Genomic DNA, 20,666 nt, shown 5'->3' with positions numbered 1-20,666 from the left:
TATTGTGAGTTTTATATGAAATACTTTAAAAAGATGAAAAAAAAACTTCTAACCTCTTAAAAAACAATAACTTCCGCAAAAATGAGATGGATTTATTCGACAAGAAAAGAAAAAAATTTGTTTTTAAGTTTTATATTGAAATTATAAAAATTCACTGAAAAAAAACGCTCAAGTGAAAGCACAAATCAGGATTGACTTCGTCTTTCCTGACAAAGCTCCGCTTTGAGAATACAATTAATAAAAAAACGCTCAAGTGAACTTGGCGTTTTTTTATTAATTGTATTCATTTGTGACCTCGACAGGATTCAAACCTGTAACCCTCAGAGCCGAAATCTGATATTCTATTCAGTTGAACTACGAGGCCATTAATTTTAAGAGTGCGAATTTACAATAATTTATTTTATGCTAAAAGCTTTTTTACAATTGTTGAAATTGTTTTCCCGTCTGCACTTCCGGCTAATTGCTTTGAAGCTATTCCCATTAATTGTCCCATAGATGCCATTCCTGAAAATCCATTTTCCGCAATGAGCTGAGATACAATCGCTTCCACTTCTGCCTCTGTTAATTGTTTAGGTAAAAACTTTTCTATTACTGCAGCCTGTTGGAGCTCTGGTTCAGCCAAGTCTGACCTTCCTTGTTGAATATAGATTGCAGCACTGTCTTTACGTTGCTTAACCAATCGCTGCAACAATTTAATTTCATCTTCTGCTGCCAATTCTTCTTTTGCTCCGCCATCTGTTAGTGCTAACAAAATAGCTGACTTTACAGCTCTTAACGCTTCTAAAGACAACGTATCTTTAGCTCTCATAGCATTCTTAATTTCTTCGTTGATTTGGCTTTGTAAACTCATCTTTTATCTATTTTTATTACCAATAATTTTATTTAATTGGGGTACAAAGATAAAAAAAATAACCCGAAAACCATTTTCTGATTTACGGGTTAAAAAGGATTTGTTTGAGTTAGTTAATCCACATTATCGTGGAGAAAAGAATTGTTTGATCGCAATTGAGCATCATTATTACTATCTGTTCCCAACGAAGTTCTGGATTGATTATTTACAGGTGAATTTGTTGGTAAATCCACCCCCATTCTTTTATATGCCGGTACCTTTTCCATCTCATCTAAACGAGAAGAGTTATTGTGAAATTTATAGTTGAATTCTTTTAATTTTTTTCTTCTTTCATCTGCCCGCATTTTCAACGTTTCTTCGATGGTTAGTTCAGTGAGCGGGTTAATCTCATCAAATGAAGGTGTAAAAGCAGACGGTGTTTCTACTTTTTTCATTGTAATGTTCATTTCTTCATTGATTGGCTCTTCTACCACATTTGCAATAGGTTTAGAATTCAATAACTCAGATTCTACTTCCATATATTCCTCTAACGAATATCGTACTACTCCTGTTTCGTTCACTTCTGTAACCGGAATTACCTGTTTAGGTTCATTTACTACAATATCGTTTGTTGCAATCGGGTCAAGTTCAAAAAGAACTGTTTTTTCTGTTTCATCCTTTTTATCAATTGATAAGTCAAATGACATTGTAACTTGCTCTTTTTCAACAATTACAAATTCAGGATCTCTTACCATTATTTCGCGAACTTCCGGTGTTGTAGCAAATAATTGATTTTCTGAAAAAGGGGAAACAATTTCGAATGTAACATCAATATTTTTAATGAAATCTGTTGTAGGAATTAATTCTGAAACCAATTTTGGCTCAACAACTTCTAACTCCTCAATTAGCTCAAAAACAATTTTATCTTCTGTTGAATCGGTCGTCGTTCCTTTTTCAATGGTATTGCTACTTATTGGTGAAACTGTTTTCTGGCTTAAGTCGATTGTATTGGTTTGGTTCTCCTCTAATGAATGAATTATTTTTTTAGGCTCAGCATTAACAATCTCTTTTTGCTGTTCTACATTAAAACCCGTTGCAATAATGGTTACAGCAATAGATTCGCCCAACGATTCATCTTCTCCAACACCCATGATAATGTTGGCATTGTAACCTGCCTCTGCTTGAATATGGTCGTTAATTTCACCAATTTCATCAATCGTGATTTCAGTTGATCCCGAAACGATAAGCAACAATACGTTTTTGGCTCCTGAAATTTTATTATCATTTAATAATGGTGAATCCAATGCAGAAACGATTGCTTCTTTCGCTCTATCATCACCTTCTGCCACAGCCGATCCCATAATTGCTGTTCCACTGTTTGACAATACAGTTTTAGCATCTTTTAAATCGATGTTTTGCGTATAATGATGTGTAATTACTTCTGCAATCCCGCGAGAAGCAGTAGCCAATACTTCATCTGCTTTAGAAAACCCTGCTTTGAAACCAAGATTTCCATATACTTCTCTTAATTTATTATTGTTTATTACAATGAGTGAATCAACTTGTTTACGCAAACGCTCGACTCCAACCATCGCTTGTTCAGAACGAACTTTCCCTTCAAACTGAAAGGGAATCGTAACAATTCCTACAGTTAATATATCTTTTTCTTTGGCCATTTGAGCAATTACAGGTGCTGCACCTGTACCCGTTCCGCCGCCCATTCCTGCCGTAATGAAAATCATTTTGGTGTTACTATCCAATAACTTATCAATGTCTTCCATACTTTCCAGAGCAGACTGTTGACCTACTTCCGGATTTGCACCGGCACCTAAACCTTCCGTCAGGTTAACTCCTAACTGAATTTTATTAGGTACAGGACTATTTTGAAGTGCTTGCGAGTCTGTGTTACACACTACAAAATCTACACCTTTAATCCCTTGTTTAAACATGTGGTTGATAGCGTTGCTTCCGCCACCGCCAACACCAATTACTTTAATTACATTTGATTGATTTTTAGGTAAATCAAACGAGATGTTTCCAAAATCTGAGTTGCTTATCATACTTCTTGGTTTTTCTAATTCATTATAAATCTTTTAACACTACAGAACTAGGTCTTATTCTGCATTGTCTAAAAATTCTTTAATCTTTTCTACGTATTTATCGAAGAAAGAACGTTTTATTTTGGTTTCCGTACTTTCTGGTTTTGATTCAGTTGCTTTAGGGGCTTCTGCAACAGAATCATTAGTGGGCTCTTCTACGTTAATTTCTCTTGGTAGTGATTGTTCCATTTCAGACATTAAAATAGCACTGTTTGTATTATTATTGATACTATTCATCATCAATCCCACAGCAGTAGCATATAACGGACTGGACATTTCTTCGTCTGAGTTTCCGGCTAAATGTTCATTAGGATAACCTATTCTGGTATCCATTCCGGTAATATATTCTACTAATTGTTTGATGTGTTTTAACTGCGAACCTCCACCCGTCAACACTATACCAGCGATTAGTTTTTTCTTAGGGTCTTCACATCCGTAAGATTTAATTTCATCAAAAACTTGTTCAATAATTTCAACCACACGAGCATTGATTATTTTAGAAAGGTTTTTTAATGAAATTTCTTTGGGTTCACGCCCTCTCAATCCGGGAATGGAAACAATTTCGTTGTCTTTGTTTTCTCCTGGCCAAGCCGATCCGAATTTTACCTTTAGTAATTCCGCCTGTTTTTCAATAATAGAACATCCTTCTTTAATATCATCCGTAATAACGTTACCGCCAAAAGGTATAACAGCTGTATGACGGATAATACCGTCTTTAAAAATAGCCAAATCGGTAGTTCCTCCACCAATATCAATTAATGCTACTCCGGCTTCTTTTTCTTCTTGACTCAAAACAGCATCTGAAGAAGCAAGCGGTTCTAGCGTTAAACCGGATAATTCAATACCTGCACTTTGAATACAACGTCCAACGTTTCGAATTGAAGCAGCGTGACCCACAACCACATGAAAACTGCTTTCCAATCGTCCACCATACATTCCAATTGGCTCTTTGATTTCTGATTGTCCGTCGATTTTGAATTCTTGCGGTAACACATGTATAATTTCTTCACCCGGTAGCATCGCTAATTTGTGAACTTGACTAATTAGTTGTTCGATATCTTTATCACAAATCACTTCTTCAGGATTATTGCGACTGATGTAATCACTATGTTGAATACTTCTGATGTGTTGACCTGCAATACCTACAACTACATCTTTAATCATGTACCCTGAGTTTTCTTCAGCTTCAGCAATAGCAGTTTGGATAGATTGAATCGTTTGTGTAATGTTATTAACTACCCCTCTGTGAACACCCAAACTTTTGGATTTTCCCACACCTAAGATTTCCAGTTTACCATACTCGTTTTTACGACCAATCATGGCCACAATCTTTGTGGTACCAATATCTAAACCGACTGCAATGTTTTGATTTTTCATATGCTTCTATTTTGTGCAAACTACCTGTTGCGTGAACTTCAGATTTATAATTCGATAATTGTATATGGAACTGTCTTGAACTGCTTTTTGAAAAAAAGCTTTGTAGTTCTTAAATTTCTTTTCCATATTAATTGTTTTTCCAAAATTGATATCATAATTAAAATTTCGATTCTTCATTATTAAGCTACCTGACGGCAAAACTTGAATACCAATGATATTTTTTTTCAAAAACTCATCGTCATGAATCATTCGGAATAATTCGTATAAATCTTCTTTGTTTTTGTTATCTACCCCCCCCGAAACAAGCGGTACACGAGCAGTATGAATAGCTGAAAGCGGCATTCTAGTACCTTTATAATCAACATAATACGAACCGCTTCCTTCAAATATTCTAGCTACCGGTGTCTTCTGCTTAACAACAGCTTTTAAATGCCCGTCAATACTTACAAAAACCTCCGCTTTTTCAACCATCTCGTGTTGATTGATGGTGTTTTCCAAATTATTCAAATCTAAAGCAACTTTCCGTATACTGGAAACATCTCTTTTATTTTCTATTAACAATTTATTAACCATTTCATGTGTAATAAAAAGTTGTTCACCATCTTGAAATTCAACTGTAGTATTACATAATTTTCTGTTCTCATTTCTTTTGGTAGTAAACGCATACAAAAAGGCCAAAAGCAGTACTATTAGCACCAAACGTATGTTTGCCCAGTTAAAATACTTTTTCATTTAATCTTTCTTTTATGGGTTTAACCAATTCGCCTATATCACCGGCTCCAATCGTTACAATAACAGTTACGTCGGAGATTAAAATTGCCTCTATTAAATTATTTTTAGACACTAATTTTTTGGTCGGATTATTAATTTTTGTCAATAACCATCCGGACGTGATTCCTTCTATCGGAAGTTCTCTGGCCGGATAAATATCCAGCAAAATAACTTCATCAAATTGAGAAAGACTTGCTGCAAAATCGTCAGCAAAATCTTTTGTTCTACTGAACAAATGCGGTTGAAAAACAGCCAACACTTTTTGTTGGGGATACAATTCTCTTACGGCTTGGTGAACCGCATTTATTTCAGTAGGATGATGTGCATAATCATCAATAAAAACCAATTTTTCTGTTTTGATTTGATAGGAAAACCGTCGTTTAATTCCGTTGAATGTACTCAAAGCTCTGGCAATGCCTTCGGTTGGGGATCCGTATGTTTTAGCCATCGCCAAAGCCATGAGAGCATTCATTAAATTATGTCTTCCGGGCAAATTAAATTGTATATTTTTTATAGTTTCCGATGGTGTTTTCACATCAAAAACATAAGCACTATTTTCTATTCTAATGTTGAAAGCAGTAAAATCTGCTTCTTCATCTACGGCAATCTTCATTCCGTTAAGTGATAAACTCTTTGGCGTAAAAAGCATTTTTTTATCTTCCAATTTGCTTGCAAATTCAACGAAGGTTGCAGTAATGGAATCTGAATCTCCGTAGATATCTAAATGGTCTGCATCCATTGATGTAATACATGCCATGTCTGGGTGAAGATGTAAAAACGAACGATCAAATTCATCAGCCTCTACAACAGTCACCGTTTTACCATTTCCGATTAAATTGGAATTGTAATTTTCTACAATTCCACCTAAAAAAGCAGTTACATCTACACCACATTCATATAAAATATGGCCAAGAATTGAAGAAGTTGTGGTTTTTCCATGCGTTCCTGCCACCGCAAAACAATAGGTGTCTTTGGTAATGATCCCTAATACTTCTGCTCTCTTTTTGATAGCATAGCCATTTTCTTGTAGAAAAATCCATTCAGTATGAGAAACCGGAACGGCGGGTGTAATAATAACCAAAGTGTTATCTTTACTAAAGCCTAACGGTATTTTATCGATGTTGTCATCAAAATGAATTTCCATTCCCAACCCTTCCAATTCTTTGGTCAGCTCAGTTTCAGTTTTGTCATATCCGGCAACTTCTTTCCCTAAATACTTAAAATAGCGTGCAAGAGCACTCATACCGATTCCTCCGATGCCAATGAAATAAACATTATGTATTTGGTTTAGATTCATCTTTCTACTCTCTCTCCTTTAATAAATACATGAGTATTATTAATTTAATTTTTTATCAACTTACTTATTTCTTTTACGATATCTTTTGTTGCGTTTGGTTTTGCTAGTTTTAAGATATTATTACCTAATTCCGTTTGTTTTTTTTCATCTGTAATTAGATTCGAAAAAACGGTTTGAAAATTTCCGTCAAGTTCACTTTCTTTTAATAGAATTGCTCCTTTTTTATTTACTATTGCTTTTGCATTTTTAGTCTGATGATCCTCTGCCACATTAGGGGAAGGAATAAAAATTACAGGTTTTCCCACTAAACAAAGTTCTGAAACAGATGAAGCTCCAGCACGGGAAATAATGATGTCTGATGCAGCATAAACAAAATCCATTCGGTCTATAAACGAAACCACTTTTACGTTTGGTTTTTCATTAAAATGGCTGTACTCATCAAAATAGAGTTTACCACACTGCCAAATCACTTGTATATTCTGATTGATTATAAAATCTAATTCTTTTGCAATCAATTGATTTATTCTCCTTGAACCCAAACTTCCTCCCAAAACCAATAGGGTTTTTTTTGTGGCATCTAAGGCAAAATAAGTCAACGCATCCAATCGTTTATTATCAATAGAAATTAAATCTTCTCGAATAGGGTTTCCTGTTAATTTTATTTTATTTTTTGGAAAAAAGCGATCTAAATTATCATACGCCACACAAATTACAGCTGCTCTTGTACTTAAAATTTTATTAGTAATTCCCGGAAAAGAATTTTGTTCTTGCACAAGAATTGGGATATTCATAGTCGAAGCTACTCGCAATAGAGGGCCAGAAGCAAAACCACCTGTTCCAATCACAACATCAGGTTTAAATGTTTTGAGAATTTGTCTGGATTTAATTAAACTGAATAAAACTTTTACAGGAAATAAAAGGTTTTGTAATGTAATTTTTCTTTGTAAACCGGCAATCCACAATCCTTTTATTGGGTATCCCGCTTGAGGTACTTTTTGCATTTCCATCTTATCTTTTGCCCCAACAAACAAAATATCACAATCAGGAAATTGAACTTTTAATTCATTCGCTATAGCAATGGCCGGGTAGATATGTCCACCGGTTCCGCCACCACTTAGTATGAATCTTAGGTTGTTCATTTTATTTATTTAAAACAGCATTCATCGGATTCTCTTCTATTGAATAATCCTGTTTATCTTTATTTTCTTCTTCTTGCAAAAGAGTAGCTTCTGCTGCTTCGTCTTCTTTCAATTGTTTGTCAATTATTTTTTGAAGTGCGGCATCACGCATGGCCTTTTCTTTATTTTCTGCAGCAATTTCTTCTTCTTTTTTGGTTACATTGATGATGATTCCTAACGCCAAACAAGTCACCCAAATTGAACTTCCTCCGCTACTGATTAGTGGCAACGTTTGTCCGGTTGTTGGCAACAATTCAACCGCAACTCCCATATTTATCATGGCTTGAAACACGATGGGAAAACCGAGCCCTACCACGACTAATTTTCCGAATAATGTATTGGCTTTGTGAGCTGCAATTACGATTCTGAAAAACAACAAAAGATAAATCCCAAGTATGGCTAATCCGCCGGCCAGACCAAATTCTTCTACAATAATGGCGTAAATAAAATCTGAAGTAGATTGAGGCAGGAAGTTTTTTTGCACGCTTTTACCAGGTCCTAATCCATACACCCCGCCGGTTGCAATTGCTGTTTTTGCCCTTTCGATTTGATATACTTCGTCGGGATCTTGAACGTTGTCGTTAAAAAATCGTTCAATACGAGCTTCCCACGTATTTACACGAGTGGTCAATGGATTTGGAAATGCCTTTGCTACCAAAATGAAGAATGCAAAGGCTACAATACCTATTCCCAGTATGGCTCCAATATATTTTAATGGATACTTGCCAACAAACACCAACATCAAAACCATTGAAAAAATTAATGCTGCAGTAGAAAAGTTGGCGGGAAGTATAAATAGTAGTGTAATACCAACTGGAAGCCATAAATCGATGAATGATGATTTAAATGTGATAGGTTCTTCTCTGGTTTTAGACAAGTACCGGGCCACAAAAATCATTAACACAATAAACGCAAATGTTGAGGGTTGAAACGAAATTCCAACATAAGGTACTTGAATCCATCTACTGGCATTTGCACCTGCAATCACTGTACCTTTAAATAATGTATAGCCTAACAACAGCCAAATAAAAGGTAATAGAATTCTAGAAATACTCCTAAAATAATGGTACGGTATTTTATGGATTCGGAATATGATAAAAAACCCGAAAGCCACGTGCACTAGATGCTTAATCAGATAGCTTACCGTATTTCCTGTTCCTTTTCCGGCATAAGCCAAATTACTGCTGGCACTAAAAACTGGCATAAAAGAAAACAGAGCCAATAAAGCAACTAGTGCCCAAATGACTTTATCTCCTTTTAAACTTTTTATTAGTGCTAACATCTTTTAATTTGAATTACAAAAATTAAACTCTTTACTCTACCTCAAAAACTCCCAACTCAAAACTTGTTATAAATTCCGTACAGCTTGTTTAAACTGTTTTCCTCTGTCTTCATAATTTTCAAACAAATCAAAACTCGCACAGGCTGGAGACAACAACACTGCATCTCCTTTCTCCGCTAAGTGCTGAGCAGTTTTAACCGCATCTTGCATAGAAGTAACTTCGACCATTACATCAACCACATTACCAAAAGAATCGATAATTTTTTTATTATCTACACCCAAGCAAATAATTGCTTTTACTTTTTCGCGAACCAACGACATTAACTCTGAATAATCATTCCCTTTATCTACACCTCCCACAATCCATACGATTGGAGACGACATACTGTCTAGTGCAAAAAATGTTGCGTTTACATTTGTTGCTTTACTATCATTGATGTATTGTACATTTTGAATTTTCAATACACGCTCCAAACGATGCTCCACTCCTTGAAAATTAGACAAACTTTCTCGTATTGTTTGTTTACGGATTCGCATTAACAATGCCACCGACGTTGCTGCCATAGCATTTTTCATGTTGTGCTTTCCTTCCAAAGCCATTGTTTTCGTTTCTACTGTAAATTCTTCTTCGTTGATGTACATTTCCATAGTTTCGTTATTTAAAAATCCTCCCGTTTTATCCTTGGTTTTAAGAGAAAAGGGTATTAATCGTGCTTGTGTTGTATTATTTTTTAACCAATTAATTGTTGCTTCATCTTCAGCATCATAAATCAAGTAATCATCTTCTGTTTGATTCTTAGTAATTCTAAATTTGGAAGCGATGTAATTTTCATATTGATACTCATATCTATCTAAATGATCCGGACTTATGTTTGTAAGAATAGCGATATGCGGTTTATAGTTAATTATTCCATCTAACTGAAAACTGCTTAATTCTAACACATACACATCAAAATCTTCATCGGCTACTTGCCAGGCAAAACTCTTTCCTATGTTACCGGCCAAACCTACATTTAATCCGCCCGATTTTAGCAAATGATAGGTTAACATGGTCGTAGTTGTTTTGCCATTACTTCCCGTAATTCCGATGGTGATAGCAGCTGTAAACTGTGCGGCAAATTCAATTTCAGAAATAACCGGAATTTGTTTTTCTCTTAACTTCCTTACAATGGCTACCTTGTCAGGAATTCCGGGACTTTTCATCACAACATCTGCATTCAGAATCAGTTCTTCGGTGTGTTTTTCATCTTCCCAAGCAATATCATTAAGCAACAGAACTTCTTTGTAATTATCTTTTATCTTTCCAAAATCAGAAAGAAAAACATCATATCCTTTTTTCTTGCCCAAAATGGCAGTTCCCACTCCACTTTCTCCACCTCCTAAGACAACTAATCGCATTATCTTAATTTTAATGTTACGATGGATAAAATGGCTAATAATATCCCTACAATCCAAAATCGAGTTACAATTTTACTTTCATGATAGCCTTTCTTTTGGTAATGATGATGTAAGGGTGACATGAGAAAAATTCGTTTCCCTTCACCGAATTTCTTTTTTGTATACTTAAAGTAACTGACTTGTAATACGACAGATAAATTTTCGGCTAAGAAGATTCCGCAGATAACCGGAATCAACAATTCTTTTCGAATAGCAATAGCGATAACGGCAATGATTCCGCCAATTGTTAAACTTCCCGTATCGCCCATAAAAACAGCGGCAGGATAACTGTTGTACCATAAAAATCCAATTAATGCTCCTACAAAAGCCGAAATAAACACGGTCATTTCTCCCGAATTAGGGATATACATGATATTTAGATAATTGGAAAAAATAATATTACCGGAAACGAATGTGAAAATCCCAAGAGTTAGGACGGATATAGCGGATGTCCCGGCAGCCAGACCATCAATTCCATCGGTTAAATTAGCTCCGTTTGAAACGGCAGTGATGATAAAAATGACTATAGGAATAAAAATCAACCAAGCCCATGTTTCGTAACCATCACCTATGAAAGACAACAAATCGGCATAATCAAATTCATTATTTTTAAAAAATGGTATTGTTGTCGCTGTTGATTTCTCTTCTAAGGGGACTGACGAAATCATCACTTCATTATTTTGTTGTAAAATATTTGTTCGTTGTGTGTCTTTTCTAACCGTCACCCCCGGATTAAAATAGAGTACAGAACCAACGATTAATCCTAATCCAACTTGACCAATTACTTTAAATCTCCCTTTTAATCCTTCTTTGTCTTTTTTGAAAATCTTAATATAATCATCAATGAAACCAATTGTACCCATCCAAAGTGTAGTCACAATTAACAGAAGGACATAAATATTGTCTAGTTTTGCCAATAAAATTACTGGAATTAATGTCGCCAAAATAATAATGAGTCCACCCATCGTTGGTGTTCCTGCTTTTTGAGTTTGTCCTTCCAAACCTAATTCTCTAACAGTTTCACCCACTTGTTGATTTCGAAGAAAATTAATGATTTTCTTCCCGAAAATAGTTGATATCATCAGCGATAAAAGAACAGCTAACCCTGAACGAAATGTAATGTATTGAAAAACTCCTGTTCCGGGAACATCGAGTGTTTTGTCTAAATATTCAAATAAATAATACAGCATATCGGTTCTATTGGTTTCGTTCCTCTAATAATTCTTTTACCGTTTCCATGTCGTCAAAATGCTGACGAACACCTTTAATTTCCTGATACGTTTCATGCCCTTTTCCTGCAATCAGGATAATATCGTTTGGTTTTGCTAACTGACAAGCAACTTTAATTGCCTGCTTTCTATCTAAAATGGAGAGGGTTTTACGCTGATTTTGTGGTTCAACTCCTCTTTCCATATCTACTAAAATATCGGTTGGATCTTCATCTCGTGGGTTATCAGAGGTTAATATCACTTTATTGCTCAAACTTGAAGCAATATTGGCCATGATTGGTCGTTTCGCTTTATCTCTATTCCCACCACAACCAACTACGGTAATTAATTGTTCGTTTTTGGTTCGGATATCGTTAATGGTTCCCAACACATTTTCCAGAGCATCGGGTGTATGTGCATAATCAACAATAGCGGTGATTTTATCTTCAGAAACGATGAATTGAAAACGTCCTGAAACGCTCTCTAATTCAGACAATAGGCGAAGGACTTCTAAACTATCCAACCCTAATTCAACAGCAGCTCCATAAATGGCTAACAAGTTATATGCGTTAAATGTTCCTATTAACTTTACCCAAACTTCGTTTGCGTTTATTTTCAGTAACAATCCACTTAGTTGGTTCTCTAAAATAGCGGCTTTGTAATCGGCATATGATTTTAAGGCATAACTCAACTTTCTTGCCTTGGTATTTTGCAACATTAAATTACCATTTCTATCATCAACATTAGATAAGGCAAATGCAGTCTTTGGTAGATGATCGAAAAATGATTTTTTTACGTCCCTGTATTCTGCAAATGAATTGTGATAATCTAAATGGTCATGGGAGAGGTTAGTAAATATTCCACCGGTAAAAATTAAACCTTCTGTTCTTTTTTGATGAATACCGTGTGAACTGACTTCCATAAAACAGAACTCAACCCCAACTTTATTCATCTCTGACAAATAATGATTAATCGTTAATGAATCGGGAGTTGTATGTGTTGCAGAAAATTCATCTTCATCAACCAAAATTTTAACTGTAGAAATCAACCCTACTTTATAACCAGCTTTTTTGAATAATTGATACAACAAAGAAGCAATTGTTGTTTTGCCATTGGTTCCTGTTATTCCAACTAATTTTAAATTTTGAGATGGATTATTGTAATAATTAGCCGCCATAAAAGACAATGCTAAATTGGTGTCTTTTACTTGAATATAGGTTACACCATTAACAATGACATCAGGAAAGGTATCACATACAATTACTGCTGCACCTTGGTTGAGAGCTTTTTCGATAAAATCGTGACCGTTGGATATGGTTCCTCGAATCGCTACAAAAACATCATTCAACTGTACTTTTCTAGAATCAAACTCAATATTACCAATAGCAACATCTGTTGAACCTTTGACAGCTTCAATACTGACTTTGTATAATATGTCTTTTAAGGTTTTCAAGTTAATTCTAATATTATTGTACTATTTTTCAGAATGGGTTCTCCAGGCTGTATTGATTGTTTTTTTACTTTTCCAATACCAATAATTTTTACCTTAACATTAAGATTCTCAAGCAACGCCAATGCATCCATTCCCGACATTCCTTTTACATTAGGAATTGTTTTCAAATTTTTGGAAGAATTAGCAAAATAGGTGTCGTAATTTTTATCTTGAATTGGTATGTTTTTTTCCAAACTTTTTACTTCGTTGGTTGAAGGAACATCTGTAAACACTTTTTGTGCGATTCGTTTAAATACAGGTCCGGAAACATCTGCCCCATAATATCCTTTCGATTTACTAGGCTTATGCACAACAACAATGCATGAATATTTTGGCTTATCGGCAGGAAAATAACCCACAAATGAAGAGGCATAATACAAATTAGCCTTATCTGAATAACCCATTTGAGCTGTTCCTGTTTTACCGGCCATTGAAAAATCTTTGGAATACAACTTTGATCCTGTTCCTTTTTTGACCACGTTTTCTAAAACAGCCTTTACTTTATTAATTGTTTCTTGTGAAGCGATTTTGGGGTTAATTACTTCTTTATCAAACCTTTTTATCGTTTTATTCCATTCTTTAACTTCTTTCACAAACAGTGGCTTCACCATTTCCCCATCGTTTGCCACCGCATTATATAATGTTAATGTTTGAAGAGGTGTCATCGAAACACCGTACCCATATGCCATCCAAGGCAATGTTGTTCCATACCAATTCTTGTCTCCGGGCTGAGGAATTTTAGGCTTCCCCTCTCCTTTTATTTGTATACCAATTGGCTCATGAATCTTCATTCGCTTGATATGGTCAATAAACTGCTGAGGGTTATTTTTGTAGTTGTTATAAACAGCTTGCACTAAAACTGTATTTGACGATAATTCAAAACCTCTTCCTAATGATATCTTTCCATAGCCCCCTTTTTTAGAATCTCGTACTTTTCGGTTATAATATGTAATCACGCCACCATTTGAATCGAAAACATCACTTGTGTCTGCTACTTTGTCTTCAAAAAGTGCAATTAAATCAATCAGTTTAAACGTTGAACCGGGTTCATGTGATTCTGCAACTGCATAATTGACGGTTTCTACATAATTCCCTTCCTTGTCTCTTCCTAAATTTGAAATGGCTTTAACTTCACCCGTCTTAGTTTCCATTACAACTACACAGCCATGCTCAGCTTCATAAAATTCCAATTGCTTTAATAAAGCATGATGAGCAATATCTTGGATATATACATCGATAGTTGATACAACATCATAACCATCTTGTGGCTCAACTTCATTCTCGTCGCGTATAGGTTTCCATTGACCTTTTGCCATTTTTTGCATCAATCGTTTTCCATCTTTACCATTCAAATAATCTCTGAACGCCCATTCAATTCCTTTTCCGTCCGGAGTTCCGTTTGGTCTGATACGTTCATAACCTATAGTTCGTTCTGCAACTAGTCCAATAGGATGTTCTCGAACGGTTTGCTGCTCAGTAATAATTCCTCCTCGATAAGCTCCTTTATTGAACAATGGGAAACTTTTAATTTTAATGTATTCGGTATAACTTAGGTTTCTGGCTACCAAATAATATCGATTTCTGGTTGCTCTTGCTCGAAGAAATTCTGTTTTGTAAAATTGAGATGGTTTCCCTAATAATTGGGATAAAGAGTCGCATAGTGGCTGAAGATTTTTGTTAAAATCTTCTATTTTGGGTGCCATTGCATCAAATCTTATTTTATAATTTGGTATTGATGTTGCTAATAAACTTCCATCCGAAGAATAAATATTTCCTTTGTTCGCGGGGATTACGAAATTTTTCACACTTCGCTCTTTAGCTAACTTGCGGTAATAATCTCCTTCTACCCACTGAATGTTAGTTAATTTGACAGTGATACCTATTGCCATCAAAAAGACAAGTACAGCGACTAAATAAATTCGGTAAGAAATATGCTTATCTGTCACTTCCATATCTTCTCTTTTAGTGTCTTTTCTTTGGGTTTAACTACTTTAATTTTTATAGGAGGAACATTTGAGGGAAGTATTCCTTTTTCTTCCATTTTTTTTGAAATGGTACTTTCCATTTTCAGTTTCATCAACTCCGACCGCCTGTCTACAAATTCCGAGCGAAGTTCTTTCACTTCTTTATTTAACTCAACAATCCTGAATATTTTTTTTTCATAATGATGGATATTAGCAATCATAATCATTGCCAAAACAATTAGAAAAACAATAAATCGCCAATTCTTGACTGCATCTTGATTGACTAAAAATTTTGCTTTTAATATGTCATATATCCCACCTTTCATCTACATTTTTTCTGCTATCCGCAATTTTGCACTTCGAGCTCTGTTATTGATTCTAATTTCTTCATCATCGGGAACAATAAGTTTTCCTATTGTTTTAAAAGGCACTGAATAGTTTCCAAAAAAATCTCTTTCCGGTTCACCTTCAAACAAACCATTTTTCATAAATCGCTTAACCAATCTATCCTCCAAAGAATGATAAGAAATAACACTCAATCTTCCTCCTGGTTTTAGAATTTCTATAGTCTGTTCTAAAAATTCTTTTAAAACTTCCATTTCTTGATTTACTTCTATTCGAATAGCTTGATAAATCTGAGCCAAAATCTTATGACTCTTATGAGTTGGTAAAAATTTTGCAAGAACAAACTTTAAATGTTCTGTGTTTTTGATTGACTTATCTCTACGGGCATTTACAATTGTGTTTGCTATTGCTCCTGCGTTAGACAATTCTCCAAAATCTGCAAAAACTTTTTTCAAATCAGTCTCACTATATTCGTTTACAACAACAAATGCATTTAATTGACCTTTTTGACTCATTCGCATATCTAACTCAGCGTCAAAACGGGTAGAAAAACCTCTTTCAGCCACATCAAACTGATGGGAAGAAACACCTAAATCAGCCAAAACACCATCTACTTCTCTTACCCCGTAAAATCGCAAAAACCGTTTGATATTTCGAAAATTTTCATTAATCAATGTAAAGCGTTCATCCGGCAAAATATTTGCTAAGGCATCTTCGTCCTGATCAAAAGCAAACAATCTTCCTGTTGGACCAAGCTGTCTTAAAATCTCTTTCGAATGTCCTCCTCCGCCAAATGTCACATCCACATAAACACCATCCGGCTTAACAGCCAAACCATCCACAGATTTTTTTAACAAAACCGGATTATGATAACTCATCGTTTTCATCATTAACATTTCCCATTACATCTTCTGCCAAATCAGCAAAATCGATTGTAGCATCGTCTATTGATTTTTCATACAAATCTTTATCCCATATCTCCACAATATTAACAGCCGAAGACAGCACAATATCTTTGGAAATTGATGCAAAAACGACCAAATCTTTTGGAATCAATAAACGACCCAACGCATCTATTTCAACCACTTTTACACCCGCCGTAAACCTTCTGATAAAATCGTTATTCTTCTTCACAAAGCGATTGAGTTTATTGACTTTATTCATTAAAACATTCCATTCCGCCATCGGATATAATTCCAAGCAAGGTTGAAAAACTGATCGTTTTAACACAAAGCCATCTTGCAATGAAGCCGCTAACTGCTTTTTCAAAGGAGAAGGCAAAAGCAGCCTTCCTTTGGCATCGACTTTACATTCATATGTCCCAACTATGGTATTCAACGCGTTAAGATTTTGATGGTTTGATAGCAAATATAAAAACATTTTACCACAATTTACCACAAAATACCACTTTGTTAATAAGTTTTACCACAATACCGTTTAGTATAAATTATTAGTGATTGTTATAAATTTGAAAACTATTTAACAAAACATTTGTAATTGTATTTTTTTATATAAAATATGCAATAGTTTAACAAATCAACTTCAATTTTTTCATGATTTTTTAAATTTAGCAAAACAAAAAAAAGACAAAAAAAATGTTGATAATTAACTACTTAAGTAAATCGTATTTTTTTATTTGGTGTCTAAATTTCATTTCAAATAAACAGTAGAATTCTTCTTTTTTCTGGATAATATCATATATTTGTGGGGAATTGAAAGAGCTCATTTTGAATGAAAGAAAACTATAAGAAAGAAGGAAAATATACTTATTTTGAAGCCGGAGAAGGAACTCCGATAATTGTTCTACATGGTCTCATGGGTGGTTTAAGTAATTTTGGTGGAGTTGCCGATTTTTTTCCAAAACATGGTTACAAAGTTGTCATTCCGGAACTCCCATTGTACACCCAAAATATATTAAAAACCAACGTAAAAGCTTTTTCAAAATTTGTTAAAGATTTTATTGTCTACAAAGGATTTGAAAGAGTTATCCTTTTAGGAAATTCATTGGGAGGTCATGTAGGTTTATATCATACGAAAATGTATCCTGAAAAAGTGGCAGCTATGGTACTAACCGGAAGTTCAGGACTTTATGAAAGTGCTATGGGTGACACTTACCCTAAAAGAGGTGATTATGACTACATAAAAATGAAAACAGAAAATGTTTTTTTCAATCCGGAAATGGCCTCAAAAGAGTTGGTAGACGAAGTTTTTGCTATAGTAAATGATCGCATCAAAGTAATCAAAACGCTGACCATAGCTAAAAGTGCTATCCGCCACAATATGGCAAAAGATTTACCCAAAATGCAAACCCCTACTTGTTTGATTTGGGGAAAAGATGACAAAGTAACACCACCAGAAGTGGCCGAGGAATTTCATGCACTTCTTCCCAATTCTGATTTGTATTGGATTGATCAATGTGGTCATGCGGCGATGATGGAGCACCCGGATGAGTTTAACAAAATCATGTTGGAATGGTTAGAAAAAACCAAATTATAAAAAGTCCGAAGGGACTTTTTTGTTTTAATCAATACTTATGAAAATCAATACTGCCGAATTTGTAATCAGTAATTCTGAAGTCTCAAAATGTCCAAAAGACCCACTTCCGGAGTATGCTTTTATTGGCCGGTCTAATGTAGGCAAATCCTCATTAATCAATATGTTGACGAACCATAAAAGTTTAGCAAAAACTTCGTCAAAACCAGGAAAAACGCAATTAATTAATCATTTTAAGATTAACAATAATTGGTTTTTGGTTGATTTGCCAGGATATGGCTATGCAAAGGTTTCTAAAAAATCAAAAGAGACTTTTCAAAAATTCGTGACTGATTATTTTGAAAAAAGGGAGCAATTGGTTTGTGCATTTGTACTTATAGACATCAGATTGGAGGCTCAAAAAATAGACTTAGAGTTTATGACTTATTTAGGCGTAACTGAAGTTCCATTTTGTATCATATTTACCAAAGCAGATAAAATCGGAAGAACAAGAATCAACTCGCACGTTATGGCATACCGTAAACAAGTTTTAGCCAGTGGATGGGAAGAAATGCCTCAACATTTTATTACATCTGCCACAGAATCAACCGGAAAAGATGATTTGCTCACATTTATTGATGAAATCAATCAGCAAATGTTTAAAAACAATTCTATTTAACTTTTTAATTCTAGTTTCTCCGCAAAATAGTCGCAAAAATCCCGCATGGTATCTGCCATTTTATCATCAGTGGTGGCTCGTTGAAAGGTATCAGCCATTGCCACTAACGTTTGATGAAAGAAAACTTTCATTTCATCCACGGGCATATCTTTAGTCCATAAATCAATTCGCAATGACTCTTTTGCTTTTGAATCCCAAACAGATAACATAATAGCTTTGGTTTCTTGGTCTTCTACCCCACCATCTTTTGCAGTCCATTTTAATGATTCAGGCACTTTGTTTTCATCTAATGTAATGTCGAATTTTATTTCAGAAGTCATCAAAACTCTTTATTTTTTGGGTTTATATTTCGAACGGGTAAAAATTTCTTTGGCATCCATAGCTAAAAAATCGTTCAAAGATACTTCATTATTTTTCATAAATGAACGAACAATTTGCCATCCAACCCAAACACCTATTCTTCCGGGAGATTCATGATCAATCTCAAGATAAAATTTAGAAAATGGTGCCGGAGCAATAAAACGTTGCACTAATTTGCTGTCTGAATCGTATAACAGATTATCTTCAATGAAATATCTCCAAATTTCACTTTCATTTTCTTCACACCAAATTTGCTGCTCTTTCGTATAACCCATTTTATCAAAATCTTCATAGGCGGGTAGCAACATGTCTTTGAGATACATTTCTTTACCAAAATAGATCATTTGGTCGAGAAAGGTCTTTTCATTTGGTTGAGCAATCACACGACTTGAAAAATCGGAAACCACGTCCGGCAAAATTTGAGAACGCTGAAAGGTTTGTTTAAAATAATCAGGGAATTCGTAGAATTTGTGGTCTTTACCTAAGTACAAATCCAACGAAATTAATAGCAAACTATCCGTATAAATCACTTTATTCTCATAATCCATCTCTGAAATCAAAGTGGTTACTTTTGAGGGCGTTTTTTGGTTAGGAAAATAGAATTTTATTCGTCGGAAAAGATCTTCTAACTCCTCTTGTACGGGTGAAAAATCTGTGTACTTTTTTTGAACTTCAGAATACAGTTCCAGATAAAGAGTATCTTTCATTTTACTTATAAATACACTATCCGGAAACTGACTTGGAAAAAACTCCGGATACTTTTTTTTCATTTTTACAAAATCACTTACCGGAGTTTCGTAAAAAATTTTATCAAAACGCTCCACTGTCAGCGAGACCGGAATCTCATCAATTTGTTTTTCAATAGCCGATTTTTTATCGCACGATGCAAGAAGAACGAGCATAAAAATCAATAAAATCTTTTTCATGTTAAATTTTGATTATGATAATAGTAAATTGATAGAATAAATCAATCTCATTTCCCTATTTTTACACTATAATATTCATTGCAAATATACATTGCCAAATCGTATAAGTTTAAAAAGATGATACAAAAAAATGCAACTATTCAAGTTGAAAAAGTAAACGACCATATTGTAAATTGGTTAAAATCCTATGCAAAGAACGCAAAAGTTAATGGTTTTGTTGTGGGTGTATCCGGTGGAATAGACAGTGCAGTAACTTCTACACTTTGTGCACAAACCGGTTTAAAAACGCTTTGCTTGGAGCTACCTATTCACCAAGCAACTTCACACATTAGCCGTAAAAAAGAGCATATTACACAATTAAAAAAAAGATTTAACAATGTAGAAAGTATATCTGTAGACTTATCCAATGTTTTTGAGCAATTTAAAAAAGATGTACCGACTACTGAAAATGAAGCTAAATTGAATCTATCATTGGCCAATACCAGGTCTCGAATTCGAATGACCGCACTATACTACTTTGCAGGAATTCATGGATTATTGGTTGCAGGAACAGGAAACAAAGTAGAAGATTTCGGAGTTGGTTTTTACACAAAATATGGCGATGGTGGAGTAGATTTGAGTCCGATTGCGGATTTAGTGAAGTCTGAAGTTTATGCTTTAGGAAAGTTCTTGCGTGTTCCTGAGAGCATATTAACTGCTCCTCCAACCGATGGCTTGTTTGGAGATGAACGAACAGATGAAGAGCAATTAGGTGCAAGTTATGACGAATTAGAATGGGCAATGGCTCAAGACGAAAAGGGGAAAAGCCCCTCTGATTTTGATGGTCGCTATTTGGAAGTTTTTACCCTATACAAAAGACTTAACAACGCTAACAAACACAAAATGAAGCCCATACCAATTTGCGAAATTCCTAAAGATTTAAGACAAACCCAACATTTTTCTTAAAGTTT

General features: G+C 34.7%; 19 protein-coding genes and 1 tRNA gene. 3 read left to right on the top strand and 17 right to left on the bottom strand.

Annotated features, from left to right (window positions below):
• Nucleotides 1-290 precede the first annotated feature (290 nt).
• From R2782_RS10100 to R2782_RS10030, 15 genes are all read right to left on the bottom strand, one after another.
• Nucleotides 291-364 (bottom strand) — tRNA-Arg (locus tag R2782_RS10100).
• 36 nt (nucleotides 365-400) lie between these two features.
• The gene (locus tag R2782_RS10095) at nucleotides 401-850 is read right to left on the bottom strand and encodes a GatB/YqeY domain-containing protein (RefSeq protein ID WP_371268115.1); all 450 of its coding nucleotides are present in this window, start codon (nucleotides 848-850) and stop codon (nucleotides 401-403) included.
• 113 nt (nucleotides 851-963) lie between these two features.
• Nucleotides 964-2,889 carry a cell division protein FtsZ gene (gene ftsZ / locus R2782_RS10090; protein WP_371268114.1) on the bottom strand — a complete coding sequence of 642 codons (1,926 nt, stop codon included), beginning with the start codon at nucleotides 2,887-2,889 and terminating at the stop codon, nucleotides 964-966.
• A gap of 54 nt (nucleotides 2,890-2,943) precedes the next feature.
• Nucleotides 2,944-4,305 (bottom strand): cell division protein FtsA, encoded by a 1,362-nt coding sequence (gene ftsA, locus R2782_RS10085; protein WP_371268113.1) that lies wholly within the window; start codon nucleotides 4,303-4,305, stop codon nucleotides 2,944-2,946.
• A 6-nt stretch (nucleotides 4,306-4,311) separates the two neighbouring features.
• Nucleotides 4,312-5,037 carry a cell division protein FtsQ/DivIB gene (locus R2782_RS10080; protein WP_371268112.1) on the bottom strand — a complete coding sequence of 242 codons (726 nt, stop codon included), beginning with the start codon at nucleotides 5,035-5,037 and terminating at the stop codon, nucleotides 4,312-4,314.
• On the bottom strand, nucleotides 5,021-6,373 hold the full coding sequence (murC, locus tag R2782_RS10075) for a UDP-N-acetylmuramate--L-alanine ligase (RefSeq protein WP_371268111.1): 1,353 nt from the start codon (nucleotides 6,371-6,373) through the stop codon (nucleotides 5,021-5,023). Before murC ends, R2782_RS10080 begins: the two co-directional genes overlap by 17 nt.
• 44 nt (nucleotides 6,374-6,417) lie before the next feature.
• Nucleotides 6,418-7,512 carry an undecaprenyldiphospho-muramoylpentapeptide beta-N-acetylglucosaminyltransferase gene (murG, locus tag R2782_RS10070; protein ID WP_371268110.1) on the bottom strand — a complete coding sequence of 365 codons (1,095 nt, stop codon included), beginning with the start codon at nucleotides 7,510-7,512 and terminating at the stop codon, nucleotides 6,418-6,420.
• Between the two features lies 1 nt (nucleotide 7,513).
• On the bottom strand, nucleotides 7,514-8,833 hold the full coding sequence (locus R2782_RS10065) for an FtsW/RodA/SpoVE family cell cycle protein (protein ID WP_371268109.1): 1,320 nt from the start codon (nucleotides 8,831-8,833) through the stop codon (nucleotides 7,514-7,516).
• 66 nt (nucleotides 8,834-8,899) lie between these two features.
• Nucleotides 8,900-10,231: a UDP-N-acetylmuramoyl-L-alanine--D-glutamate ligase gene (gene murD, locus R2782_RS10060; protein ID WP_371268108.1), complete on the bottom strand. Its 1,332-nt coding sequence runs from the start codon at nucleotides 10,229-10,231 to the stop codon at nucleotides 8,900-8,902.
• Complete coding sequence (gene mraY / locus R2782_RS10055) at nucleotides 10,231-11,460, bottom strand: phospho-N-acetylmuramoyl-pentapeptide-transferase (RefSeq protein ID WP_371268107.1); 1,230 nt, start codon at nucleotides 11,458-11,460, stop codon at nucleotides 10,231-10,233. Before mraY ends, murD begins: the two co-directional genes overlap by 1 nt.
• Nucleotides 11,461-11,467: 7 nt before the next feature.
• A complete protein-coding gene (locus R2782_RS10050; protein WP_371268106.1) occupies nucleotides 11,468-12,931 on the bottom strand; it encodes a UDP-N-acetylmuramoyl-L-alanyl-D-glutamate--2,6-diaminopimelate ligase in 1,464 nt (487 codons plus the stop codon).
• Nucleotides 12,928-14,922, bottom strand: coding sequence for a penicillin-binding protein (locus R2782_RS10045; protein WP_371268105.1), 1,995 nt, complete (start codon nucleotides 14,920-14,922; stop codon nucleotides 12,928-12,930). Before R2782_RS10045 ends, R2782_RS10050 begins: the two co-directional genes overlap by 4 nt.
• Nucleotides 14,913-15,260 (bottom strand): FtsL-like putative cell division protein, encoded by a 348-nt coding sequence (locus R2782_RS10040; RefSeq protein ID WP_371268104.1) that lies wholly within the window; start codon nucleotides 15,258-15,260, stop codon nucleotides 14,913-14,915. Before R2782_RS10040 ends, R2782_RS10045 begins: the two co-directional genes overlap by 10 nt.
• Nucleotides 15,261-16,169, bottom strand: a complete 909-nt coding sequence (gene rsmH / locus R2782_RS10035) for a 16S rRNA (cytosine(1402)-N(4))-methyltransferase RsmH (RefSeq protein WP_371268103.1) — start codon at nucleotides 16,167-16,169, stop codon at nucleotides 15,261-15,263.
• Entirely contained in the window at nucleotides 16,144-16,617 is a 474-nt protein-coding gene (locus R2782_RS10030) for a division/cell wall cluster transcriptional repressor MraZ (RefSeq protein ID WP_371268102.1), read from the bottom strand. Before R2782_RS10030 ends, rsmH begins: the two co-directional genes overlap by 26 nt.
• A gap of 393 nt (nucleotides 16,618-17,010) precedes the next feature.
• Here R2782_RS10030 and R2782_RS10025 point away from each other — a divergent pair, with 393 nt between their 5' ends.
• Complete coding sequence (locus tag R2782_RS10025) at nucleotides 17,011-17,775, top strand: alpha/beta fold hydrolase (protein WP_371268101.1); 765 nt, start codon at nucleotides 17,011-17,013, stop codon at nucleotides 17,773-17,775.
• A 37-nt stretch (nucleotides 17,776-17,812) separates the two neighbouring features.
• Nucleotides 17,813-18,430 carry a ribosome biogenesis GTP-binding protein YihA/YsxC gene (yihA, locus tag R2782_RS10020; protein WP_371268100.1) on the top strand — a complete coding sequence of 206 codons (618 nt, stop codon included), beginning with the start codon at nucleotides 17,813-17,815 and terminating at the stop codon, nucleotides 18,428-18,430.
• Here the strand turns inward: yihA and gldC are convergent.
• Nucleotides 18,427-18,750, bottom strand: coding sequence for a gliding motility protein GldC (gene gldC, locus R2782_RS10015; RefSeq protein ID WP_371268099.1), 324 nt, complete (start codon nucleotides 18,748-18,750; stop codon nucleotides 18,427-18,429). The two genes, yihA and gldC, sit on opposite strands and share 4 nt — an antisense overlap.
• Before the next feature lie 9 nt (nucleotides 18,751-18,759).
• Nucleotides 18,760-19,716, bottom strand: coding sequence for a gliding motility lipoprotein GldB (gene gldB / locus R2782_RS10010; RefSeq protein ID WP_371268098.1), 957 nt, complete (start codon nucleotides 19,714-19,716; stop codon nucleotides 18,760-18,762).
• 120 nt (nucleotides 19,717-19,836) lie between these two features.
• Between gldB and nadE the strand changes: the two genes are divergently transcribed.
• Nucleotides 19,837-20,661 (top strand): NAD(+) synthase, encoded by an 825-nt coding sequence (gene nadE / locus R2782_RS10005; RefSeq protein WP_371268171.1) that lies wholly within the window; start codon nucleotides 19,837-19,839, stop codon nucleotides 20,659-20,661.
• Nucleotides 20,662-20,666: the final 5 nt, after the last annotated feature.

Origin of the sequence: Flavobacterium sp. (assembly GCF_041392085.1) — a bacterium.
Classification (GTDB): Bacteria; Bacteroidota; Bacteroidia; order Flavobacteriales; family Flavobacteriaceae; genus Flavobacterium.
The sequence above is the reverse complement of the archived record's forward strand: the minus strand, read 5'-3'. Positions and strand labels throughout refer to the sequence as shown.

Bases quoted from the DNA above. Each gene is read 5' to 3' on its own strand.
- R2782_RS10095 (WP_371268115.1), bottom strand. From the start codon at position 850: ATGAGTTTACAAAGCCAAATCAACGAAGAAATTAAGAATGCTATGAGA.
- ftsZ (WP_371268114.1), bottom strand. From the start codon at position 2,889: ATGATAAGCAACTCAGATTTTGGAAACATCTCGTTTGATTTACCTAAA.
- ftsA (WP_371268113.1), bottom strand. From the start codon at position 4,305: ATGAAAAATCAAAACATTGCAGTCGGTTTAGATATTGGTACCACAAAG.
- R2782_RS10080 (WP_371268112.1), bottom strand. From the start codon at position 5,037: ATGAAAAAGTATTTTAACTGGGCAAACATACGTTTGGTGCTAATAGTA.
- murC (WP_371268111.1), bottom strand. From the start codon at position 6,373: ATGAATCTAAACCAAATACATAATGTTTATTTCATTGGCATCGGAGGA.
- murG (WP_371268110.1), bottom strand. From the start codon at position 7,512: ATGAACAACCTAAGATTCATACTAAGTGGTGGCGGAACCGGTGGACAT.
- R2782_RS10065 (WP_371268109.1), bottom strand. From the start codon at position 8,833: ATGTTAGCACTAATAAAAAGTTTAAAAGGAGATAAAGTCATTTGGGCA.
- murD (WP_371268108.1), bottom strand. From the start codon at position 10,231: ATGCGATTAGTTGTCTTAGGAGGTGGAGAAAGTGGAGTGGGAACTGCC.
- mraY (WP_371268107.1), bottom strand. From the start codon at position 11,460: ATGCTGTATTATTTATTTGAATATTTAGACAAAACACTCGATGTTCCC.
- R2782_RS10045 (WP_371268105.1), bottom strand. From the start codon at position 14,922: ATGGAAGTGACAGATAAGCATATTTCTTACCGAATTTATTTAGTCGCT.
- R2782_RS10040 (WP_371268104.1), bottom strand. From the start codon at position 15,260: ATGAAAGGTGGGATATATGACATATTAAAAGCAAAATTTTTAGTCAAT.
- rsmH (WP_371268103.1), bottom strand. From the start codon at position 16,169: ATGATGAAAACGATGAGTTATCATAATCCGGTTTTGTTAAAAAAATCT.
- R2782_RS10025 (WP_371268101.1), top strand. From the start codon at position 17,011: ATGAAAGAAAACTATAAGAAAGAAGGAAAATATACTTATTTTGAAGCC.
- yihA (WP_371268100.1), top strand. From the start codon at position 17,813: ATGAAAATCAATACTGCCGAATTTGTAATCAGTAATTCTGAAGTCTCA.
- gldC (WP_371268099.1), bottom strand. From the start codon at position 18,750: ATGACTTCTGAAATAAAATTCGACATTACATTAGATGAAAACAAAGTG.
- gldB (WP_371268098.1), bottom strand. From the start codon at position 19,716: ATGAAAAAGATTTTATTGATTTTTATGCTCGTTCTTCTTGCATCGTGC.